Origin of the sequence: Actinomadura sp. GC306, assembly GCF_004348665.1 — a bacterium.
GTDB lineage: Bacteria > Actinomycetota > Actinomycetes > Streptosporangiales > Streptosporangiaceae > Spirillospora.
In genome coordinates, this window is sequence record NZ_SMKM01000149.1 from 1 (window position 1) to 15,964 (window position 15,964).

Here is a 15,964-nt window from a genome sequence, read left to right on the forward strand (position 1 = left end):
ATGCCCGCCACCCCGCCCGCGACGGCGGTGGCCCACCAGCCGGTGACCAGCGCGCCGAGCACGCCCCCGCGCGGGTCGATCGCCCGCGCGCCGGCGAACGCCAGCAGCCCCAGCAGGACGAGGAACAGCAGGAACGTGAAGTCCAGGGCGAAGAGGTACTTCCAGGTGCCCTCCCCCGCCGTCACCCGCCACTGGGGGAACTGGAGGGTCGCCACCAGCGGCCCGATCCCGCCGCTGTAGTCGAAGTCGCCGTCCCGGATGGCGCCGACCACCCACTGGTTGTTGAAGAGCAACGCCAGGAGTGCGATGGGCGCCACCGCGCCGCCCGCCATGGCCGCCATCCGCCGCATCGTCATGGCGGGCAGATTAACGGCGATCCGACCCTGCCGGTAGGGCCCGGCCTACCCCGGAAAGGCGGCGGGGAAGCGGAATCCGTGGTCGATCTGCTCCTCCAGGTTCTCCCCCGTCGCGCCGTTGGCCCAGCGGCGCGCGTTCTTGATGTGGAACTCGACGGCCTGCCGCTGGAACCGGTCCCAGTCGCGGACGCACGCGTCGACCTCGGCGCGCATCCGGTCGAGGGCGGCGACGTTCCCGTCCTCCAGCTCGCGGCCGGCCCGGCCCTGCTCCAGCGCCCGGACGGCGGCGGACTGGCCGATCCAGGTCAGCAGGTCGTCCCCGACGTGCTCGCGCAGGTAGGCGACGTCGTCCTCGGACTGCACCTTGTTGCCGACGACGCGGATGGCCACGTCGTAGTCGCGGGCGTAGTCGGTGTACTGCCGGTAGACGCCGACGCCCTTCCGGGTGGGCTCGGCGACCAGGAACATGAGGTCGAACCGCGTGAACAGCCCGGACGCGAACGTGTCGGCCCCCGCGGTCATGTCGACGACGACGTACTCGCCGGGGCCGTCCACGAGATGGTTGAGGTAGAGCTCCACCGCACCGGTCTTGGAGTGGTAGCAGGACACGCCGAGGTCGTCGTCGTTGAACGGCCCGGTGGCGAGCAGCGTGACGCCGCCGACCTCCTGCCCGGCCTCGTGGAACGGGTCGTCGCCGCGGAACCGCAGCAGCCGCGAGCCCCGGCCGGCCGGGGTGGTCTTGACCATCGCGGACGCGGCGGAGATGCGCGGGTTGTCGCCGCGCAGATGCTCCTTGATCTCGGGAAGCCGGTCGCCCAGCGCGGGGATCTTGGCGGCGACGCCCTCGTCCAGGCCGAGCGCGATCCCGAGATGCTGGTTGATGTCGGCGTCGATGGCGACGACCGGCAGGCCGCGCCCGGCGAGGTGCCGGACGAACAGCGACGACAGGGTCGTCTTGCCGCTGCCGCCCTTGCCGACGAATGCAACCTTCACATTGCCCTCTTTTCGGATATGAAAACCGTTACCAGTGTCGGAATTCCGAGTCTGGCGGAGGGCACGGGAGGAGGCAAACGCGCGCGTCTGGAACGCCCGGGTTCGCCGGAAAGATCAGCGGACGGCGGCGGCCGGGTCGAAACCGAACGGCAGTTCCAGCCGGTGCGCGGCGAGGAGTTCGGCGTCCATCAGCAGGTCCCGGGTGGGGCGGTCGGCCGTGATGACGCCGCCGGAGAGGATCACCGACCGCGGGCACAGCTCGGCCGCGTACGGCAGGTCGTGCGTGACCATCAGGACCGTCACGTCCAGGCCCAGCAGGATCTCCGCCAGCTCCCGGCGGCTCGCCGGGTCCAGGTTGGAGGACGGCTCGTCCAGCACGAGGATCTCCGGCTCCATCGCGAGGACGGTCGCCACCGCGACGCGCCGGCGCTGGCCGAAGCTGAGATGCTGCGGCGGCCGGTCGGCGACGTCCAGCATGCCGACGGCGGTGAGCGCGGCCCGCACCCGGTGGTCCAGCTCGGCGCCGCGCAGCCCGAGGTTGGCCGGGCCGAACGCGACGTCCTCCCGCACGGTCGGCATGAAGAGCTGGTCGTCGGGGTCCTGGAAGACGACGCCGACGCGGCGGCGGATCTCCCGCAGCGCCTTGCGGTCACCGGGGTCGACCGCGAGGCCGCCGACCCGGACCTCGCCCAGCCCGCCGTGCAGGATGCCGTTCAGGTGCAGGACGAGCGTCGTCTTCCCGGCGCCGTTCGGCCCGAGCAGCGCGACCCGCTCGCCGCGCCCGACCGTGAGGTCCACGCCGTAGAGGGCCTGCGTGCCGTCGGGGTAGGCGTAGGCGAGGCCCGCCACCTCCAGGGACGGGGTCACGGCGCGATCCAGGCGGCGAGGGCGACGAGCGCGGCGGCCGAGGGCAGCAGGGCGGCGGCGGTCCACTGCGCGGCGGTCGCGCCAACGTCGTGCAGGACGGGCATACGGCCGTCGTACCCGCGGCTGACCATCGCCAGGTGGACGCGCTCGCCCCGCTCGTAGGAGCGCAGGAACAGCGCGCCGACCGACCGGGCGAGCACGCGCGTCGCGCGCAGGTCGCGCGCCTCGAAGCCGCGGGACGCCCGCGCGACCCGCATCCGCCCCAGCTCGGCCGCGACGACGTCCATGTAGCGGAGCATGAACGCGGCGATCTGCGTGATGAGCGGCGGCATCCGGAGCCGCTCGATGCCGAGCAGCAGCAGCCGCGGCTCGGTCGTCGCGGCGAGCAGGATGGAGGCGACCACGCCGAGGGTGCCCTTGGCAAGGATGTTCCAGGCGTCCCACAGCCCGCCCTCGCTGACCTGGAGCCCCAGCACGGTGATCCGCTCCCCCTGCGCGACGAACGGGATGAGGAACGCGAACGCGACGAACGGGACCTCGATCACGGTGCGCCGCGCCACCGTCGGGAACGGCACGCGGGCGAGCAGCGCGACGCCCGCGAGCAGCAGCGCGTACCCCGCGAACGCCCACATGCGCTCGCGCGGGGTCGCCACGACCAGCAGCACGAACGCCACCACCGCGACGATCTTGGTCTGCGGGGGCAGCCGGTGCACCGGCGAGGTGCCCGGCAGGTACAGCCGGTGAGCGTGTCCCGCGCCCACTAGTCCTGCCCGGACGATCCCGCCGAAGCCTTCTCCCGCGCCTCCCCGGCGGGCTCGCGCCCGCGGACGGCCCAGAACAGCCCGCCGCCGACCAGCAGGACGGCCCCGACCCCGATGACGCCGGACAGCCCGACCGACGCCCACTCGTTGCCGACGCCCTCGACCCCGTAGTCGCCGAGCGGGGAGTCGCCGAGCGCGTGGTCCTTCTCCTCGGCGCTGATGCCCTCCTCCTCGGCGACCTTCTCCAGGCCGTCCGGGCTGCCGCTCGCGTAGTGGCTGACGATGCCCGCGAGGACGAGCGAGACCAGGAGGAACGCGGCGAAGAAACGCTTGGTGGTCATGCGGCTTCTCCTCAGACCTCGGACGTCGCGGGCCGGACGGTCCGCAGCTCGACCGGTTTCAGCAGGCCGCGCGCCCCGTACACGAGGTCGGGCCGGACGGCGAGCACGCTCGACACGGTCACCGCGGTGATCAGCGCCTCGCCGATGCCGATCAGCACGTGGACGCCGAGCATCGCCGCGGCGACCGTCCCGATCGACACGTCCGCGGTCCCGCCGACCGCGTAGATCAGCGTGAAGGCGAGCGCGGACGCGGGCACCGAGAGCAGGGCCGCCGCGAACGCGGCGCCCGACACCGACGCCCGGGTCTTCGGCAGCACCCGCAGCAGCAGCCGGAACGCCCCGTAGCCGGCCACGACCGTGACCAGCGCCATGAGGATGATGTTGACGCCGAGCGCGCTGAGGCCGCCGTCCGCGAACAGGAGCGCCTGCAGGATCAGCACGACCGACACGGCCACCATGCCGGCGTAGGGCCCGACGAGGATCGCCGCGAGCGCGCCGCCGAGCAGGTGCCCGCTGGTCCCGCCGGCGACGGGGAAGTTGAGCATCTGCGCGGCGAACACGAAAGCCGCGGTCAGCCCCGCGAGGGGCGCGGTCCGGTCGTCCAGCTCGCGCCGCGCCCCGCGCAGCGCGAGCCCCACGCCGGCCACCGCGACCACGCCCGCCGCGATCGATACGGGCGCGTTGATGAAGCCATCGGGTACATGCACCTGCCGCCACCGCCTCACCGGTTCCTGCCGACCCACCAAGTGTGCGGCGTCCCGGGCGCAGTTGCAATAGTCTCGCAATAGCGAGATATATGTGACTTGCGGCCGGCGGTGCCCCGGGCCGGTCAGTCGAAGATCGGATCCCTGGTCCGGCTGCGCTTCAGCTCGAAGAAGCCGTCCGTCGCCGCCACGGCCACGACCCCGTCCCACAGCCGCGCGGCGGCCTCGCCCCGCGGGATCGGCGACACGACCGGGCCGAAGAACGCGCTGCCCTCGACCTCGATCACCGGGGTGCCGACCTCCTGGCCGACCCGGTCGATGCCGTCCTTGTGGGACGCGCGCACGGCCTCGTCGTAGGCGGTCGACTCGGCGGCGTCCGCGAGCGCCGGGTCGAGCCCGGCCGCGGTCAGCGCCGCCTCGAAGTAGGGGCGGCCGAACTCCTGCCGCTCGTGGTGGCGGCGCGTCCCCATCTCGGTGTAGAGGCGGCCGAGGACCTCCGGACCGTACTTCTGCTCCGCGGCGATGCACACCCGCACCGGGCCCCAGCCGTCCCGCAGGCCCTTGCGGTACTCCTCGGGGACGTCCTTGTCCTCGTTGAGGACGGACAGGCTCATCACGTGCCAGCGCACCTCGATCGGGCGCAGCTTCTCCACTTCGAGGATCCACCGGGAGGTGATCCACGCCCACGGGCACAGCGGGTCGAACCAGAAATCGACGGGGGTGGCAGCATCCTTGGCCAACGTCGCCTCCTACAGCGAGAACGGGGTCTTGGAAGCGACAACCGAGCCGCGGCGGTCCCGATTCCCGCCCGCGTAAAGGTTCCAATGCCCGTGGCACGCGGGCCGGATCGGGCTTCGGTTGGTAGACATGGGGAACCAAGCGAATGAAGCCGACCAAGGAGTTCATGTGGCAGGCAACCTCACGCGCGATGAGGCGCGGGAACGGGCCCGGCTGCTCACCGTCGAGTCGTACGCGGTCGACCTGGACGTGACGGCGGGTGAGGAGCGTTTCGGTTCCACCACCGTGATCCGGTTCGGCTGCGCGGAGGCCGGCGCGTCCACGTTCGCCGACCTGCACGGCGCCGTCGTGCGCGAGGCGACGCTGAACGGCAAGGCCCTGGATCCCGCGTCCTACGACTCCGGGAAGGGGCGCCTGCCGCTGCCGGACCTGGCCGCGGACAACGAGCTGCGGGTCGTGGCCGACTGCGCCTACTCCCGGTCCGGCGAGGGCCTGCACCGGTTCGTCGATCCCGTCGACGGCGGCGTCTACCTGTACTCGCAGTTCGAGACGGCCGACGCGCACCGCATGTACACGTGCTTCGACCAGCCCGACCTGAAGGCGACGTTCGAGTTCACGGTGCGGGCCCCCGCGGACTGGGAGGTCGTCACCAACGAGGCTCCCGCCTCGGCCGAGGGCGGGACGTGGCGCTTCCCGCCGACGCCGCGCATGTCGACCTACATCACCGCGCTCATCGCGGGGCCGTACCACGTCGTCCGGGACGAGTACCGCCGCGACGACGGCACCGTCATCCCCCTCGGCGTGTTCTGCCGCGCGTCGCTGGCCGAGCACCTCGACGCGGACGCGATCGTGGACGTGACCCGCCGCGGGTTCGCCTACTTCGAGAAGGTCTTCGGCCGGGAGTACCCGTTCGGCAAGTACGACCAGCTCTTCGTGCCCGAGTTCAACGCGGGCGCGATGGAGAACGCGGGCGCGGTCACCTTCCTGGAGGACTACGTCTTCCGGTCGCGGGTCACCGACGCGGCCTACGAGCGGCGCGCCGAGACGATCCTGCACGAGATGGCGCACATGTGGTTCGGCGACCTCGTCACCATGCGCTGGTGGGACGACCTGTGGCTGAACGAGTCGTTCGCCACGTACATGAGCGTCCTGTGCATGGCCGAGGCCACCCACTGGACCTCGGTGTGGACGACGTTCGCGAACTTGGAGAAGGCGTGGGCGTACCGGCAGGACCAGCTGCCGTCCACCCACCCGATCGCCGCCGACATCCCCGACATCCGCGCCGTCGAGGTCAACTTCGACGGGATCACCTACGCCAAGGGCGCGTCCGTCCTGAAGCAGCTCGTGGCCTATGTCGGCCTCGACAACTTCCTGGAGGGGGTGCGGCGCTACTTCGACCGGCACGCGTGGGGCAACACCGTCCTGACGGACCTGCTGGGCGCGCTGGAGGAGATGTCCGGCCGCGACCTCGCCGCGTGGTCGAAGGAGTGGCTGGAGACCGCGGGCGTCAACACGATGCGGCCCGAGTACGAGCTCGACGGCGACGGGAACTTCGCGTCGTTCGCCGTCCTGCAGGAGGCCAAGCCCGACTACCCGACGCTGCGTTCGCACCGGCTCGCCATCGGGCTGTACGACAGGACCGCCGACGGCATCGTCCGGCGGGAGCGGGTCGAGCTGGACGTGGTCGGCGCGCGGACCGAGGTCCCGGAGCTCGTCGGCAAGAAGCGCCCCGACCTCGTCCTGGTCAACGACGACGACCTCACCTACGCGAAGATCCGGCTGGACGAGCACTCGCAGGGAACCCTCATCGGCTCCACGGGGGGTACAGGGGGGTCGGCCCCCCTGAAGCAGGAGGCGGGCATCGGCGACATCAGGGAGAGCCTGCCGCGTGCGCTGTGCTGGTCGGCGGCCTGGGACATGACGCGCGACGCCGAGATGGCCACCCGCGACTACGTCCGGCTCGTCGCGAAGGGCATCCGCGGCGTCACCGACATCGCGGTCACGCAGACGCTGCTGCGGCAGGCGCGCCTCGCCGTCCAGCAGTACGCCGACCCGGCGTGGCGCAACGAGGGCCAGGCGCTCCTGGCCGGCACCCTGGCGGCCCTGGCCCGGGACGCCGAGCCCGGCTCGGACCTCCAGCTCGCCTACACCCAGGCCTTCGCCGGGTCCGCGGTGTCGGACGACCACCTGGCGTTCGTCCAGGGGCTGCTGGACGGCTCGCAGGTCCTCGACGGCCTGACCGTCGACACCGACCTGCGCTGGACCCTGCTGCGCCGCCTCGTGGTCACCGGCAAGGCGGGCGAGGCCGAGATCGACGCCGAGCACGAGCGGGACCGCACCGCCGCGGGCGAGCGGCACGCCGCCGCCTGCAGGGCCGCGATCCCGACGGCGGAGGCGAAGGCCGCCGCGTGGGAGCGGATCACCTCCGGCGACCTGCCGAACGCCGTCTTCCGGGCCACGCTCGGCGGGTTCGTCGAGCCCGACCAGTCCGACCTGCTGGTGCCCTACGCCGACCGCTACTTCGCCGAGGTCGGGCGCATCTGGCGGGAGTGGAGCAGCGACATGTCGCAGACGTTCGCGGAGGTCGCCTACCCGTTCCTGGTCATCGAGCAGTCCACCGTGGACCGCACCGAGTCCTACATCTCCGAGGAGAAGCCCCCGCCGGCGCTCGCCCGGCTGCTGTCGGAGGGGCGCGACGGGGTCGCCCGCGCGCTGCGCGCCCGCGCGACGGACGCCGAGTCCGCCTGACCGCGTTCCCCCGCCCTTGTCCCCTGCCCCCGTGACCGTGGGATCGTTGGCGGTCACGGGGGCGAGGGCCGCGGGAGAGGATCGCGTTGGAGACCGCACAGGACGTTCTGACGGCACTGGCACGGCGGTACGCGTTCGGTGACCTGGCCGCGCTGATCACGCAGGGCACCGTCCTCCCCGGCCACCATGCCGGCACCGTCGCCGCCCTGTGCGCGTTCGGGCAGCGGGTCCTCGACCTGGACGCCGAGGACTTCGGCATGCCCGAGGCCACCGGCGAGGTCCCCGCCGACCTGCTCGACCGCGCCCGCGCCAGCCGCATGCCGCAGCGGCCGCGGGAGAACCCGCGCGGCGCCCTCGGCAGCCTCCGCCCCGCCTACGCCCTCCTGCTGGAGGTCATCGCGATCCGCTGGCACCGGCGCGACATGGCCGCGCTCGTCGCCGCCGTCCACATCGCCGGGGAGTACCTCCCCCTGCTCGCGTGGGAGCCGGTGCTCGGCCACGCGGGCGACCCGGCCCGCATCGGCGCCGCCGTGACGGGCGAGGGCAGCCGCTTCGGCGTCCCCGTCGAGCCGGGCTCGGCCCGCGTGTGCGACCACACCCGCCCGGAGCGCTCCGCCTGCGAGCGGACCCTGCGCGTCGCGCGGGAACCGGCGTCCGGGTGGCGCGCCTACCTCGACCGCCAGCACAGCCAGGTCGCGGCCGCCCTCGGCGACTGCGCCGCCCGCTGCCGCACCCCGTGCTCGGTCATGGGCCGGCTGGACGAGTCGGTCCGGGCCGACCTCACCGAGCGCTGCAAGCTCGCCGCCGACTTCACCGACGGCGCCCTGGTGAAGCTGCGGCACGCCGCGCCGGTCGGGCACGGGTTCGGCGTCCCGTCCCCGGAGGAGGTCCAGACGGCCTGGGCACGCGCCCGCAAGTCGCTGTCCCGCCGCGGGCCGGGGCACAAGGCCATGGCCGGCGCCGGCGACTCCTACCCGCTGCCGGGCCTCCCCGAGCTCTTCTCCGCCATCGCCGCGGCCGAACTGCGTCCCGACACCCTCTTGCGGGACGTCAGCCACCGCATCACCGCGGCCCTCGCCTGAGGCTCGGGTCGACGAAGGCGGCGCCGAGATCCTCCAGGAAGACCGGTGCGCCTTCGGCGTCGGCCAGGGGGACGCGCCAGTTCGGGTACTCGTCCGTGGTGCCCGGCTGGTTCTGGGTGCGGCGCTCTCCGACCGCGTCGGCGAGCGAGACGCCCCTGAGGCGGGCGGGGGTGCGGCCCAGGAAGGCGTGCAGAGCGGCCACGATCTCCCCGTCGTGGGCGGTCGAGCCGTCCGCCAGCGCGCGCACGATGTCGGCGGGCGGCGTGGCCAGCAGGCCCTCGTCGTGCAGGAGGCCGAGCCAGTCGGCCAGCTGGCGGCGGTGGTCGTCCTCCTCCTCGGCGCGGGTCCGGGTGAGGAGGCCGAGGCGGTCCCGCAGGGCGATGTGGTCGCCGTGGACGAAGCCCGTGATGGGCGGCATGTCGTGCGTCCCGACCGTGGCGAGGGACAGCTCGCGCCACCGGTCCGGCGGCTTCGGACGCCCCGCCGCGTCGCGCTCGAACCAGAGCAGCGACGTCCCGAGGACGCCGCGGTCGGCCATGGCCTCCCGCACCTCGGGTTCGACGGTGCCGAGGTCCTCCCCGACGACCACGGCGCCGAAGCGCGCCGCCTCCCAGGTCAGGCAGCCGAGCAGCGCGTCGCGGTCGTAGCGGACGTAGGTGCCGTCGGCGGGCGACGCGCCTTCGGGCACCCACCACAGCCGCGACACCTGCATGGCGTGGTCGAGGCGGATGCCGCCCGCGTGCCGGAGCACGGCGGCCACCATCTCGCGGAACGGCCGGTAGCCGTCGCGGGCCATCGCGTCCGGCCGCCACGGCTGCTGGCCCCAGTCCTGGCCGCGCTGGTTGAACTCGTCCGGCGGCGCGCCGACGCTCATCCCGGACGCGAGCATGTCCCGGTACATCCAGGCGTCGGCGCTGCCGTGCGGGATCCCGACCGCGAGGTCGTGGACGACGCCGACCGGCATCCCCGCGTCCACCGCCGCGCGCTGCGCCGCCGCGAGCTGCCCGTCCAGGCGCCACTGGAGCCACGCGTGGAACTCGGCGCGGGAGCGGTACCCGGGCACGTCCGCCGCCCCGCCGCCGGCGGCAGCGCCCCGGAGGGCGTCCGGCCAGCGGCGCCAGTCGGTGGTGCCCTGCTCCTCGCTGATCGCGCACCAGGTGGCGAAGCCGTCCAGCGCCGCGCCCTCGCGCCTGCGGAACTCCGCGTAACCCGGGTCGGCGTCCGCCCGCCACAGGCGGTACATCGCCTCGAACGCCTCCAGCTTGGCCGCCCAGACCGCGTCCCTGTCGAGGAGCCCCTCCTGCGCGCGCGCCTTGGCGGCCAGGGCGGCGAACCGCTCCCGGTCCTGTGCCGGCAACCGCGCGTACTCCGGCATGTCCTCGATCCGCAGGTAGATCGGCGAGGGGAAGCGTCGGCTCATCGGCGAGTACGGCGACGGCCCGACCGGCGGGACGGGCTCCGTCGCGTGCAGCGGGTTCACCAGCGTGAACCCTGCGCCGAGCTCCCGGCCGCTCCACGCCGCGAGGTCCGCCAGGTCGCGCAGGTCGCCGAGCCCCCACGACGCCCGGGACCGCACCGAGTAGAGCTGCGCCGTGAACCCCCACGTGCGGGGCGGGGGCGGCAGCGCGGCGGGGGCCACCAGCAGCGACGCGCGGTCGGTGCGGCCGCCGCGCCGGACCCGCAGGCGGTGCCAGCCGTCCGGGACGTCCGCCGCCGCGGCCAGCGGCTCGAAGGCCCCCTCTTCCGGTGGGCCGGGCGGTGCCAGGACCTCGCCCGCGTTCATCTCGATGTCCACCTGGGCGTCCTCGCCGGAGCCGAGGTGCCCGCGGAGCTCCGCGAGGATCCGGCCGGTCGCCGCGCCGTCGCCCCGGCGGACGATGACGGCCGGCGGCAGGCCGCGCCGCGGTTCCCTGGCCCGGTCCAGGCCCGCCCGGACGGCGCCGGGGGTGGACGCGTCCACCCCCAGCGCCGCCAGGACCGCCACCAGCGTGTCGGGGGCGACCTCGGCACCGCGCCCCCGCCAGTCGGTGTAGCGGGTCGCGACGCCGTGCAGTCCGGCCAGCGTGTTCAGTTCGTCGTCGGACACGCCTGCACCATGCCCCGTGGGGCCGGGCTCACGCCGTCCAGATGTCCGGCTTCCGGTCGATCCACGGACGGGCCTCCTCCAGCTGCGCGGACAATGAGATGAGCGTGCCCTCGCCGCCGAGCCGCCCGGCCAGCATGATCCCGATCGGCAGCCCGTCGGCGTTCACGTGCAGCGGGACGTTCACCGCCGGCTGGCCGGAGATGTTGTAGACCGCCGTGAACGGGGTGAACTTCGTCTGCCGCTCGAAGTTCTCCGCGGGCTCCCGGTCGTGGAAGTACCCGATCGGGACGGGCGGCTGCGCGAGCGTCGGGTGCAGGATCGCGTCGAACTCGTCCATCACGGGGAACGCCGCGCGCAGCGCCCCCTGCAGCGCCGCGTGCGCCTGGAACAGCTGCGGCGCCGTCGTGGCCTCGCCGTGCCCGCGCAGCCAGCGGGTCAGCGGCTGAAGCAGATGCTCGCTCTCCTCCGCGACCGGCGTGACCGTCGCCATGACGCCCCAGAGCGTCACGAAGTGCGGGAGGACGTCCGGCCCGAGCATCGGCGGCAGGTCCACGATCTCGTGGCCCAGCTCCGCCAGCAGCTCGGACGCCGCCTCGTAGGCCGCGACGCAGTCGGGGTGCACCTCGGCGCCCGGCACGGCCGTCTCCAGGCTCCGCGCGATCCGGAGCCGGCCCGGCGGGCGCTCCGCGTACGAGGCGAACGTCCCCTCGACCGGCGGCGCCGCGTACAGGTCGCCGGGCATGGGGCGCGCCATCACGTCCAGCAGGAGCGCCGCGTCCCGGACGGTCCGCGCGATCGGCCCGTTCGTCGACAGCCCGAACAGGTCGGGGATGACCGGCCCCTGCGAGACGCGGCCCCGGGTCGGCTTGAGCCCGAACAGGCCGCACACGCTGCTGGGGATGCGGATCGACCCGCCGCCGTCGCTGCCCTGCGCGACGGGCGCCAGGCCCGCCGCGACCGCCGCGGCGGCGCCACCGCTGGAGCCGCCCGCCGACCGGGACAGGTCCCAGGGCGTCCGGGCCGGCGGCGCGACGGCGCTCTCGGTGTAGCACGGCAGCCCGAACTCGGGCGTCGTCGTCTTGCCGAGGAGCACCGAGCCCGCCTCCCGCAGCAGCGTCACCACGCTGTCGTCGGCGAACCCGTCAAGGTCGGCGTAGACGCTCGAACCGAACGTCATCCGGACGCCGCTGACCATGTTGAGGTCCTTGATCGGGACCGGGACGCCGTGCAGCGGCGGGAGGTCGGCCGGATCCGCCGCGTCCATGACGGCCTTCTCGGCCTGCCGCGCCTCCTCGCGCGCCCGGTCGGCGGTCACCGTCGCGTAGGCGCCGACCTGCTCGTTGAGTCGTTCTATACGGGTCAGATAGTGGTCGGTGAGTTCGACGGGAGATACTTCCCGGGTGCGGACGGCCGCGGCCATCCGGGTGGCGCTGAGGTCATGGGTTTGTGTCACGAACCGAACGCTAGAGGCCGTGTGCGCGGGCATCAATGAGGGCAGGGCCAACTGCGTGGCAGCAAGGAGAAGATTACCGGCATACCCATCCGTAACGGCAGTTACTCACCCGCGGACGGCGACAAAATTATTAACCCTGCACGACTGGTCGTCCATCGTCCCGGTGATTACTCTGCGCACGGAGGATCATGCCCCCGATGGGAGAGGAATACGGAGCGTCACTCATGGCGACGACGGAGCGGGGCGACACACACGAATCCCGGACACATTCCCGGGAACGGCCGGAGGCCGCGGGGGCGACGGCGACGCAGGAGACGGGGTCGGAGGAAACTCGTGACCACAAGGACCAGGCTCCGGTGAGGGAGCTCCCCGGGCAGGGCACCGCGGCCGCACTGCTCACCGATCCCCGGATCCGCCGCTGGCTGCCGACGGCGGGAGCCGCGGCCGGCGCGGGCCTCATCGCCTTGCTGCTCTCCAGCTGGCGGCTCGGCCTCACGGTCGCGGTCCTCGTGGTGATCGGCGACACCGTCCGCCGGTCCCGCAAGAGCTCCTCCGTCACCGCGTGGCGGAAGTCCTCGGCCGCGGAGCGGCGCACCGAGAAGCAACTGAAGTCGCTCCAGCGCAACGGGTACGTCGTGCTCCACGCACGCGCCGTCCCCCGCGACGACGACGGCGTGAGCGACGGGCGGATCGACCACCTCGTGATCGGGCCGAGCGGCGTCTACGCCATCGACTCCGAGAAGTGGGACAAGCGCCTCCCCGTGCGCACCATGTCCCACCTCAAGCTCTTCCACGGCCCCTTCAACAAGAAGGACCGCCTGGACGAGGCGCGCTGGGAGGCCCAGCAGGCGAGCAGCATCCTCGCCGAGCGGGTCGGCTTCGAGGTGCCGGTGCAGCCGTCCGTGGCCATCTACGGGCCGTCCATCCCGTGGAAGGTCATGCGGGTCCGCGACGTCGACGTCTACGCGGGCAACCGGGCACGCGCCTACCTGCGGCGCCGCCCGCGGATCCTGACCGAGGGCGACGTCGAGCTGATCTTCGAGGCCGCGCAGCAGGCCCTGCCGCCCAAGTACCCGGACTAGGACGAAGTCTCCGGCGAGCACCACCGCCGGTGTGCCCCGGCCCGAGGCCGCTCCGCCGTGCCTCGGGCCGCGCCGGGACGTCCGCGTCCCGGCCTTTCTCATGCCCGCGCACCGGTTGGTAGCATCGACGCCACGGGCCGGCCCGCGCGACCTCTGCTGAGCCGGCGGCAGCGCCGGGATCCGCCGCTGCGGCATCGTTCACATCCCCACCACGGGATCGCCGCACGTCACACCACAGTCTGGAGAGGTCCACATGCCACCGCTCAGGTCACGCACGGTCACCCATGGCAGGAACATGGCGGGCGCCCGCGCGCTCATGCGGGCCAGCGGCGTACAGCGTGAGGACTTCGGCAAGCCGATCGTCGCGGTGGCCAACAGCTTCACCCAGTTCGTGCCCGGCCACGTCCACCTGGACGAGGTCGGCAAGGTCGTCGCCGGCGCCGTCCGCGAGGCCGGCGGCGTGCCCCGCGAGTTCAACACCATCGCCGTGGACGACGGCATCGCCATGGGCCACGACGGGATGCTGTACTCGCTGCCGTCCCGCGAGGTCATCGCCGACGCCATCGAGTACATGGTCAACGCGCACTGCGCCGACGCCCTCGTCTGCGTCTCCAACTGCGACAAGATCACCCCGGGGATGCTGCTGGCCGCGCTGCGCCTCAACATCCCGACCGTGTTCGTCTCCGGCGGCCCGATGGAGGCCGGCAAGCCCGTCGAGGGCGTCATGGACGGCAACAAGCTCGACCTGATCGACCCGATCATCGCGTCCGCCGACGCCTCCATGTCGGACGAGAAGCTCCTCGAAATGGAGGAGAGCGCCTGCCCGACCTGCGGGTCCTGCTCCGGCATGTTCACCGCCAACTCGATGAACTGCCTCACCGAGGCGATCGGGCTCGCGCTGCCCGGCAACGGCACCGTCCTCGCCACCCACACCGCCCGCCGCCGCCTCTACGAGGACGCCGGCCGCACCGTCGTGGACGTCGCCCGCCGCTACTACGACGGCGACGACGAGTCCGTCCTGCCGCTGAACATCGCCACCCGCGAGGCGTTCGCGAACGCCATGGTGCTCGACATCGCGATGGGCGGCTCCACCAACACGATCCTGCACCTGCTCGCCGCCGCGACCGAGGCGGGCGTCGACTTCGGCCTGGCCGACATCGACGACCTGTCGCGCCGCGTCCCCTGCATCTGCAAGCTCGCCCCCGCCACCGCCCAGTACCACGTCGAGGACTGCCACCGCGCCGGCGGCATCCCCGCCCTGCTCGGCGAGCTGAACCGCGGCGGGCTGCTGCACAGCTCCGCCCACTCGATCCACTCCGCGTCCATGGACGAGCTCGTCGCCAAGTGGGACGTCCGCTCCCCCGACGTGCTGCCCGAGGCCGTGGAGATGTTCCACGCGGCGCCCGGCGGCGTCCGCAGCACCTCCGCGTTCTCGCAGAGCGCCCGGTGGAAGTCGCTCGACCTGGACCGCGAGAACGGCTGCATCCGCTCCGTGGAGCACGCCTACACCGCCGACGGCGGCCTCGCCGTCCTGCGCGGCAACATCGCCCCCGACGGCGCGATCGTCAAGACCGCCGGCGTCGAGGAGGAGCTGTGGACGTTCACCGGCCCCGCCGTCGTGTTCGAGTCGCAGGACGACGCCGTCGAGGGCATCCTCGGCGGCCGGGTCAAGGCCGGTGACGTCGTCGTGATCCGCTACGAGGGCCCCAAGGGCGGCCCCGGCATGCAGGAGATGCTGTACCCGACGTCCTTCCTCAAGGGCCGCGGGCTCGGCAAGGCGTGCGCGCTGATCACCGACGGGCGGTTCTCCGGCGGCACGTCCGGGCTGTCCATCGGGCACGCCTCCCCGGAGGCCGCGGGCGGCGGCATCATCGCCCTCGTCGAGGACGGCGACCCGGTCGTCATCGACATCCCGAACCGGATCCTGGAGCTCGACGTCCCGGCCGACGAGCTGGAGATCCGGCGCGAGAAGCTCCTCGCCGACCTCGGCGGCTACCGGCCCCGCGACCGGCACCGCCCGGTCAGCGCGGCCCTGCGCGCCTACGCCGCCATGGCGACGTCGGCCTCCACCGGCGCCGCCCGCGACGTCGGCCAGCTGGAGCGCCCGCACGGCTGAGCATTACCCGGCAGGTAATCGCCTTCGTTCCCCCGCACGGGCCAGAGTGGACACACCGGCCGGGGCCCACCGGCCCCGGCCGCACCACTCGAAGGAGAACGCGATGACCGCCTACGCACTGGCCCACCTGCACCCGCAGCCGCCGCTCCACGACGACGTGTTCGTCTACATGCGGCGCATCCAGGCCACGCTCGACCCGTTCGGCGGCCGCTTCCTCGTCCACGGCAGCGTCCCCGAAGTGGTGGAGGGGCCCCTGGACGGCATGTACGTCCTGATCGAGTTCCCCGACACCGACAAGGCCAGGAACTGGTACGAGTCGGACGCCTACCAGGCGATCCTCCCGATGCGCACCGACAACATGAAGGGCACCGCCGTCCTCCTACCCGGCGTCCCCGAGAACTACGACCCGGCCGCCACAGCCGCCGCCCTGCACGCCGCCCAGAACACCTGAAGCGACCGTTCAAAGACCCGGCCGGGCCGTCAGGACGCGCTCGGAGCACGCACTCGGAACACCGGGCACGCCGAAGCAGCAGCGTGCGCCCTGCGCCGGCCGGGCAGGCTCAGAAGAGGCGGCTTCCGCGCCGCGCGGAACGCGTAGCACGGATCGACCGGCGGGTCAGGAGCAGCAGCCTCCGCC

At 73.1% G+C, this 15,964-nt stretch carries 14 protein-coding genes; 5 read left to right on the plus strand and 9 right to left on the minus strand.

Annotated elements, in window-relative coordinates:
* The 7 genes from E1200_RS20360 to E1200_RS20385 all read right to left on the minus strand — a co-directional run.
* The coding region (locus E1200_RS20360; RefSeq protein ID WP_131953643.1) for a hypothetical protein at window positions 1-356 on the minus strand (356 nt) is incomplete at its 3' end.
* Between the two features lie 45 nt (window positions 357-401).
* Window positions 402-1,349 (minus strand): ATP-binding protein, encoded by a 948-nt coding sequence (locus E1200_RS20365; RefSeq protein WP_131953644.1) that lies wholly within the window; start codon window positions 1,347-1,349, stop codon window positions 402-404.
* 114 nt (window positions 1,350-1,463) lie between these two features.
* Complete coding sequence (locus E1200_RS20370) at window positions 1,464-2,216, minus strand: ABC transporter ATP-binding protein (protein WP_131953645.1); 753 nt, start codon at window positions 2,214-2,216, stop codon at window positions 1,464-1,466.
* Window positions 2,213-2,977, minus strand: coding sequence for a cobalt ECF transporter T component CbiQ (cbiQ, locus tag E1200_RS20375; protein ID WP_131953646.1), 765 nt, complete (start codon window positions 2,975-2,977; stop codon window positions 2,213-2,215). The genes E1200_RS20370 and cbiQ overlap by 4 nt, the downstream gene beginning before the upstream one ends.
* Window positions 2,977-3,318: a PDGLE domain-containing protein gene (locus E1200_RS34425; protein ID WP_207933455.1), complete on the minus strand. Its 342-nt coding sequence runs from the start codon at window positions 3,316-3,318 to the stop codon at window positions 2,977-2,979. Before E1200_RS34425 ends, cbiQ begins: the two co-directional genes overlap by 1 nt.
* A gap of 11 nt (window positions 3,319-3,329) precedes the next feature.
* Window positions 3,330-4,025: an energy-coupling factor ABC transporter permease gene (locus tag E1200_RS20380; RefSeq protein WP_207933456.1), complete on the minus strand. Its 696-nt coding sequence runs from the start codon at window positions 4,023-4,025 to the stop codon at window positions 3,330-3,332.
* 122 nt (window positions 4,026-4,147) lie between these two features.
* Window positions 4,148-4,762 (minus strand): disulfide bond formation protein DsbA, encoded by a 615-nt coding sequence (locus E1200_RS20385; protein ID WP_131953647.1) that lies wholly within the window; start codon window positions 4,760-4,762, stop codon window positions 4,148-4,150.
* 166 nt (window positions 4,763-4,928) lie between these two features.
* Between E1200_RS20385 and pepN the strand changes: the two genes are divergently transcribed.
* Window positions 4,929-7,508 carry an aminopeptidase N gene (pepN, locus tag E1200_RS20390; RefSeq protein ID WP_131953648.1) on the plus strand — a complete coding sequence of 860 codons (2,580 nt, stop codon included), beginning with the start codon at window positions 4,929-4,931 and terminating at the stop codon, window positions 7,506-7,508.
* A gap of 86 nt (window positions 7,509-7,594) precedes the next feature.
* On the plus strand, window positions 7,595-8,590 hold the full coding sequence (locus tag E1200_RS20395; RefSeq protein WP_131953649.1) for a hypothetical protein: 996 nt from the start codon (window positions 7,595-7,597) through the stop codon (window positions 8,588-8,590).
* On the opposite strand, the gene malQ is transcribed toward E1200_RS20395, so the two are convergent.
* Window positions 8,571-10,676: a 4-alpha-glucanotransferase gene (malQ, locus tag E1200_RS20400; protein WP_131953650.1), complete on the minus strand. Its 2,106-nt coding sequence runs from the start codon at window positions 10,674-10,676 to the stop codon at window positions 8,571-8,573. The genes E1200_RS20395 and malQ overlap by 20 nt on opposite strands.
* Before the next feature lie 28 nt (window positions 10,677-10,704).
* Window positions 10,705-12,129 (minus strand): amidase, encoded by a 1,425-nt coding sequence (locus E1200_RS20405; RefSeq protein WP_131953651.1) that lies wholly within the window; start codon window positions 12,127-12,129, stop codon window positions 10,705-10,707.
* A gap of 356 nt (window positions 12,130-12,485) precedes the next feature.
* On the opposite strand from E1200_RS20405, the gene E1200_RS20410 reads away from it, so the two are divergent.
* From E1200_RS20410 to E1200_RS20420, 3 genes are all read left to right on the plus strand, one after another.
* Window positions 12,486-13,211: a nuclease-related domain-containing protein gene (locus tag E1200_RS20410; protein ID WP_243708715.1), complete on the plus strand. Its 726-nt coding sequence runs from the start codon at window positions 12,486-12,488 to the stop codon at window positions 13,209-13,211.
* Window positions 13,212-13,464: 253 nt separating this feature from the next.
* Window positions 13,465-15,327 carry a dihydroxy-acid dehydratase gene (gene ilvD, locus E1200_RS20415; protein WP_131953653.1) on the plus strand — a complete coding sequence of 621 codons (1,863 nt, stop codon included), beginning with the start codon at window positions 13,465-13,467 and terminating at the stop codon, window positions 15,325-15,327.
* 103 nt (window positions 15,328-15,430) lie between these two features.
* Entirely contained in the window at window positions 15,431-15,778 is a 348-nt protein-coding gene (locus tag E1200_RS20420; RefSeq protein ID WP_131953654.1) for a DUF1330 domain-containing protein, read from the plus strand.
* Window positions 15,779-15,964: the final 186 nt, after the last annotated feature.

What these genes read in the sequence shown, in the direction of transcription:
- E1200_RS20420 (WP_131953654.1), top strand. Translation starts at nt 15,431, where the DNA reads ATGACCGCCTACGCACTGGCCCACCTGCACCCGCAGCCGCCGCTCCAC.
- E1200_RS34425 (WP_207933455.1), bottom strand. Translation starts at nt 3,318, where the DNA reads ATGACCACCAAGCGTTTCTTCGCCGCGTTCCTCCTGGTCTCGCTCGTC.
- ilvD (WP_131953653.1), top strand. Translation starts at nt 13,465, where the DNA reads ATGCCACCGCTCAGGTCACGCACGGTCACCCATGGCAGGAACATGGCG.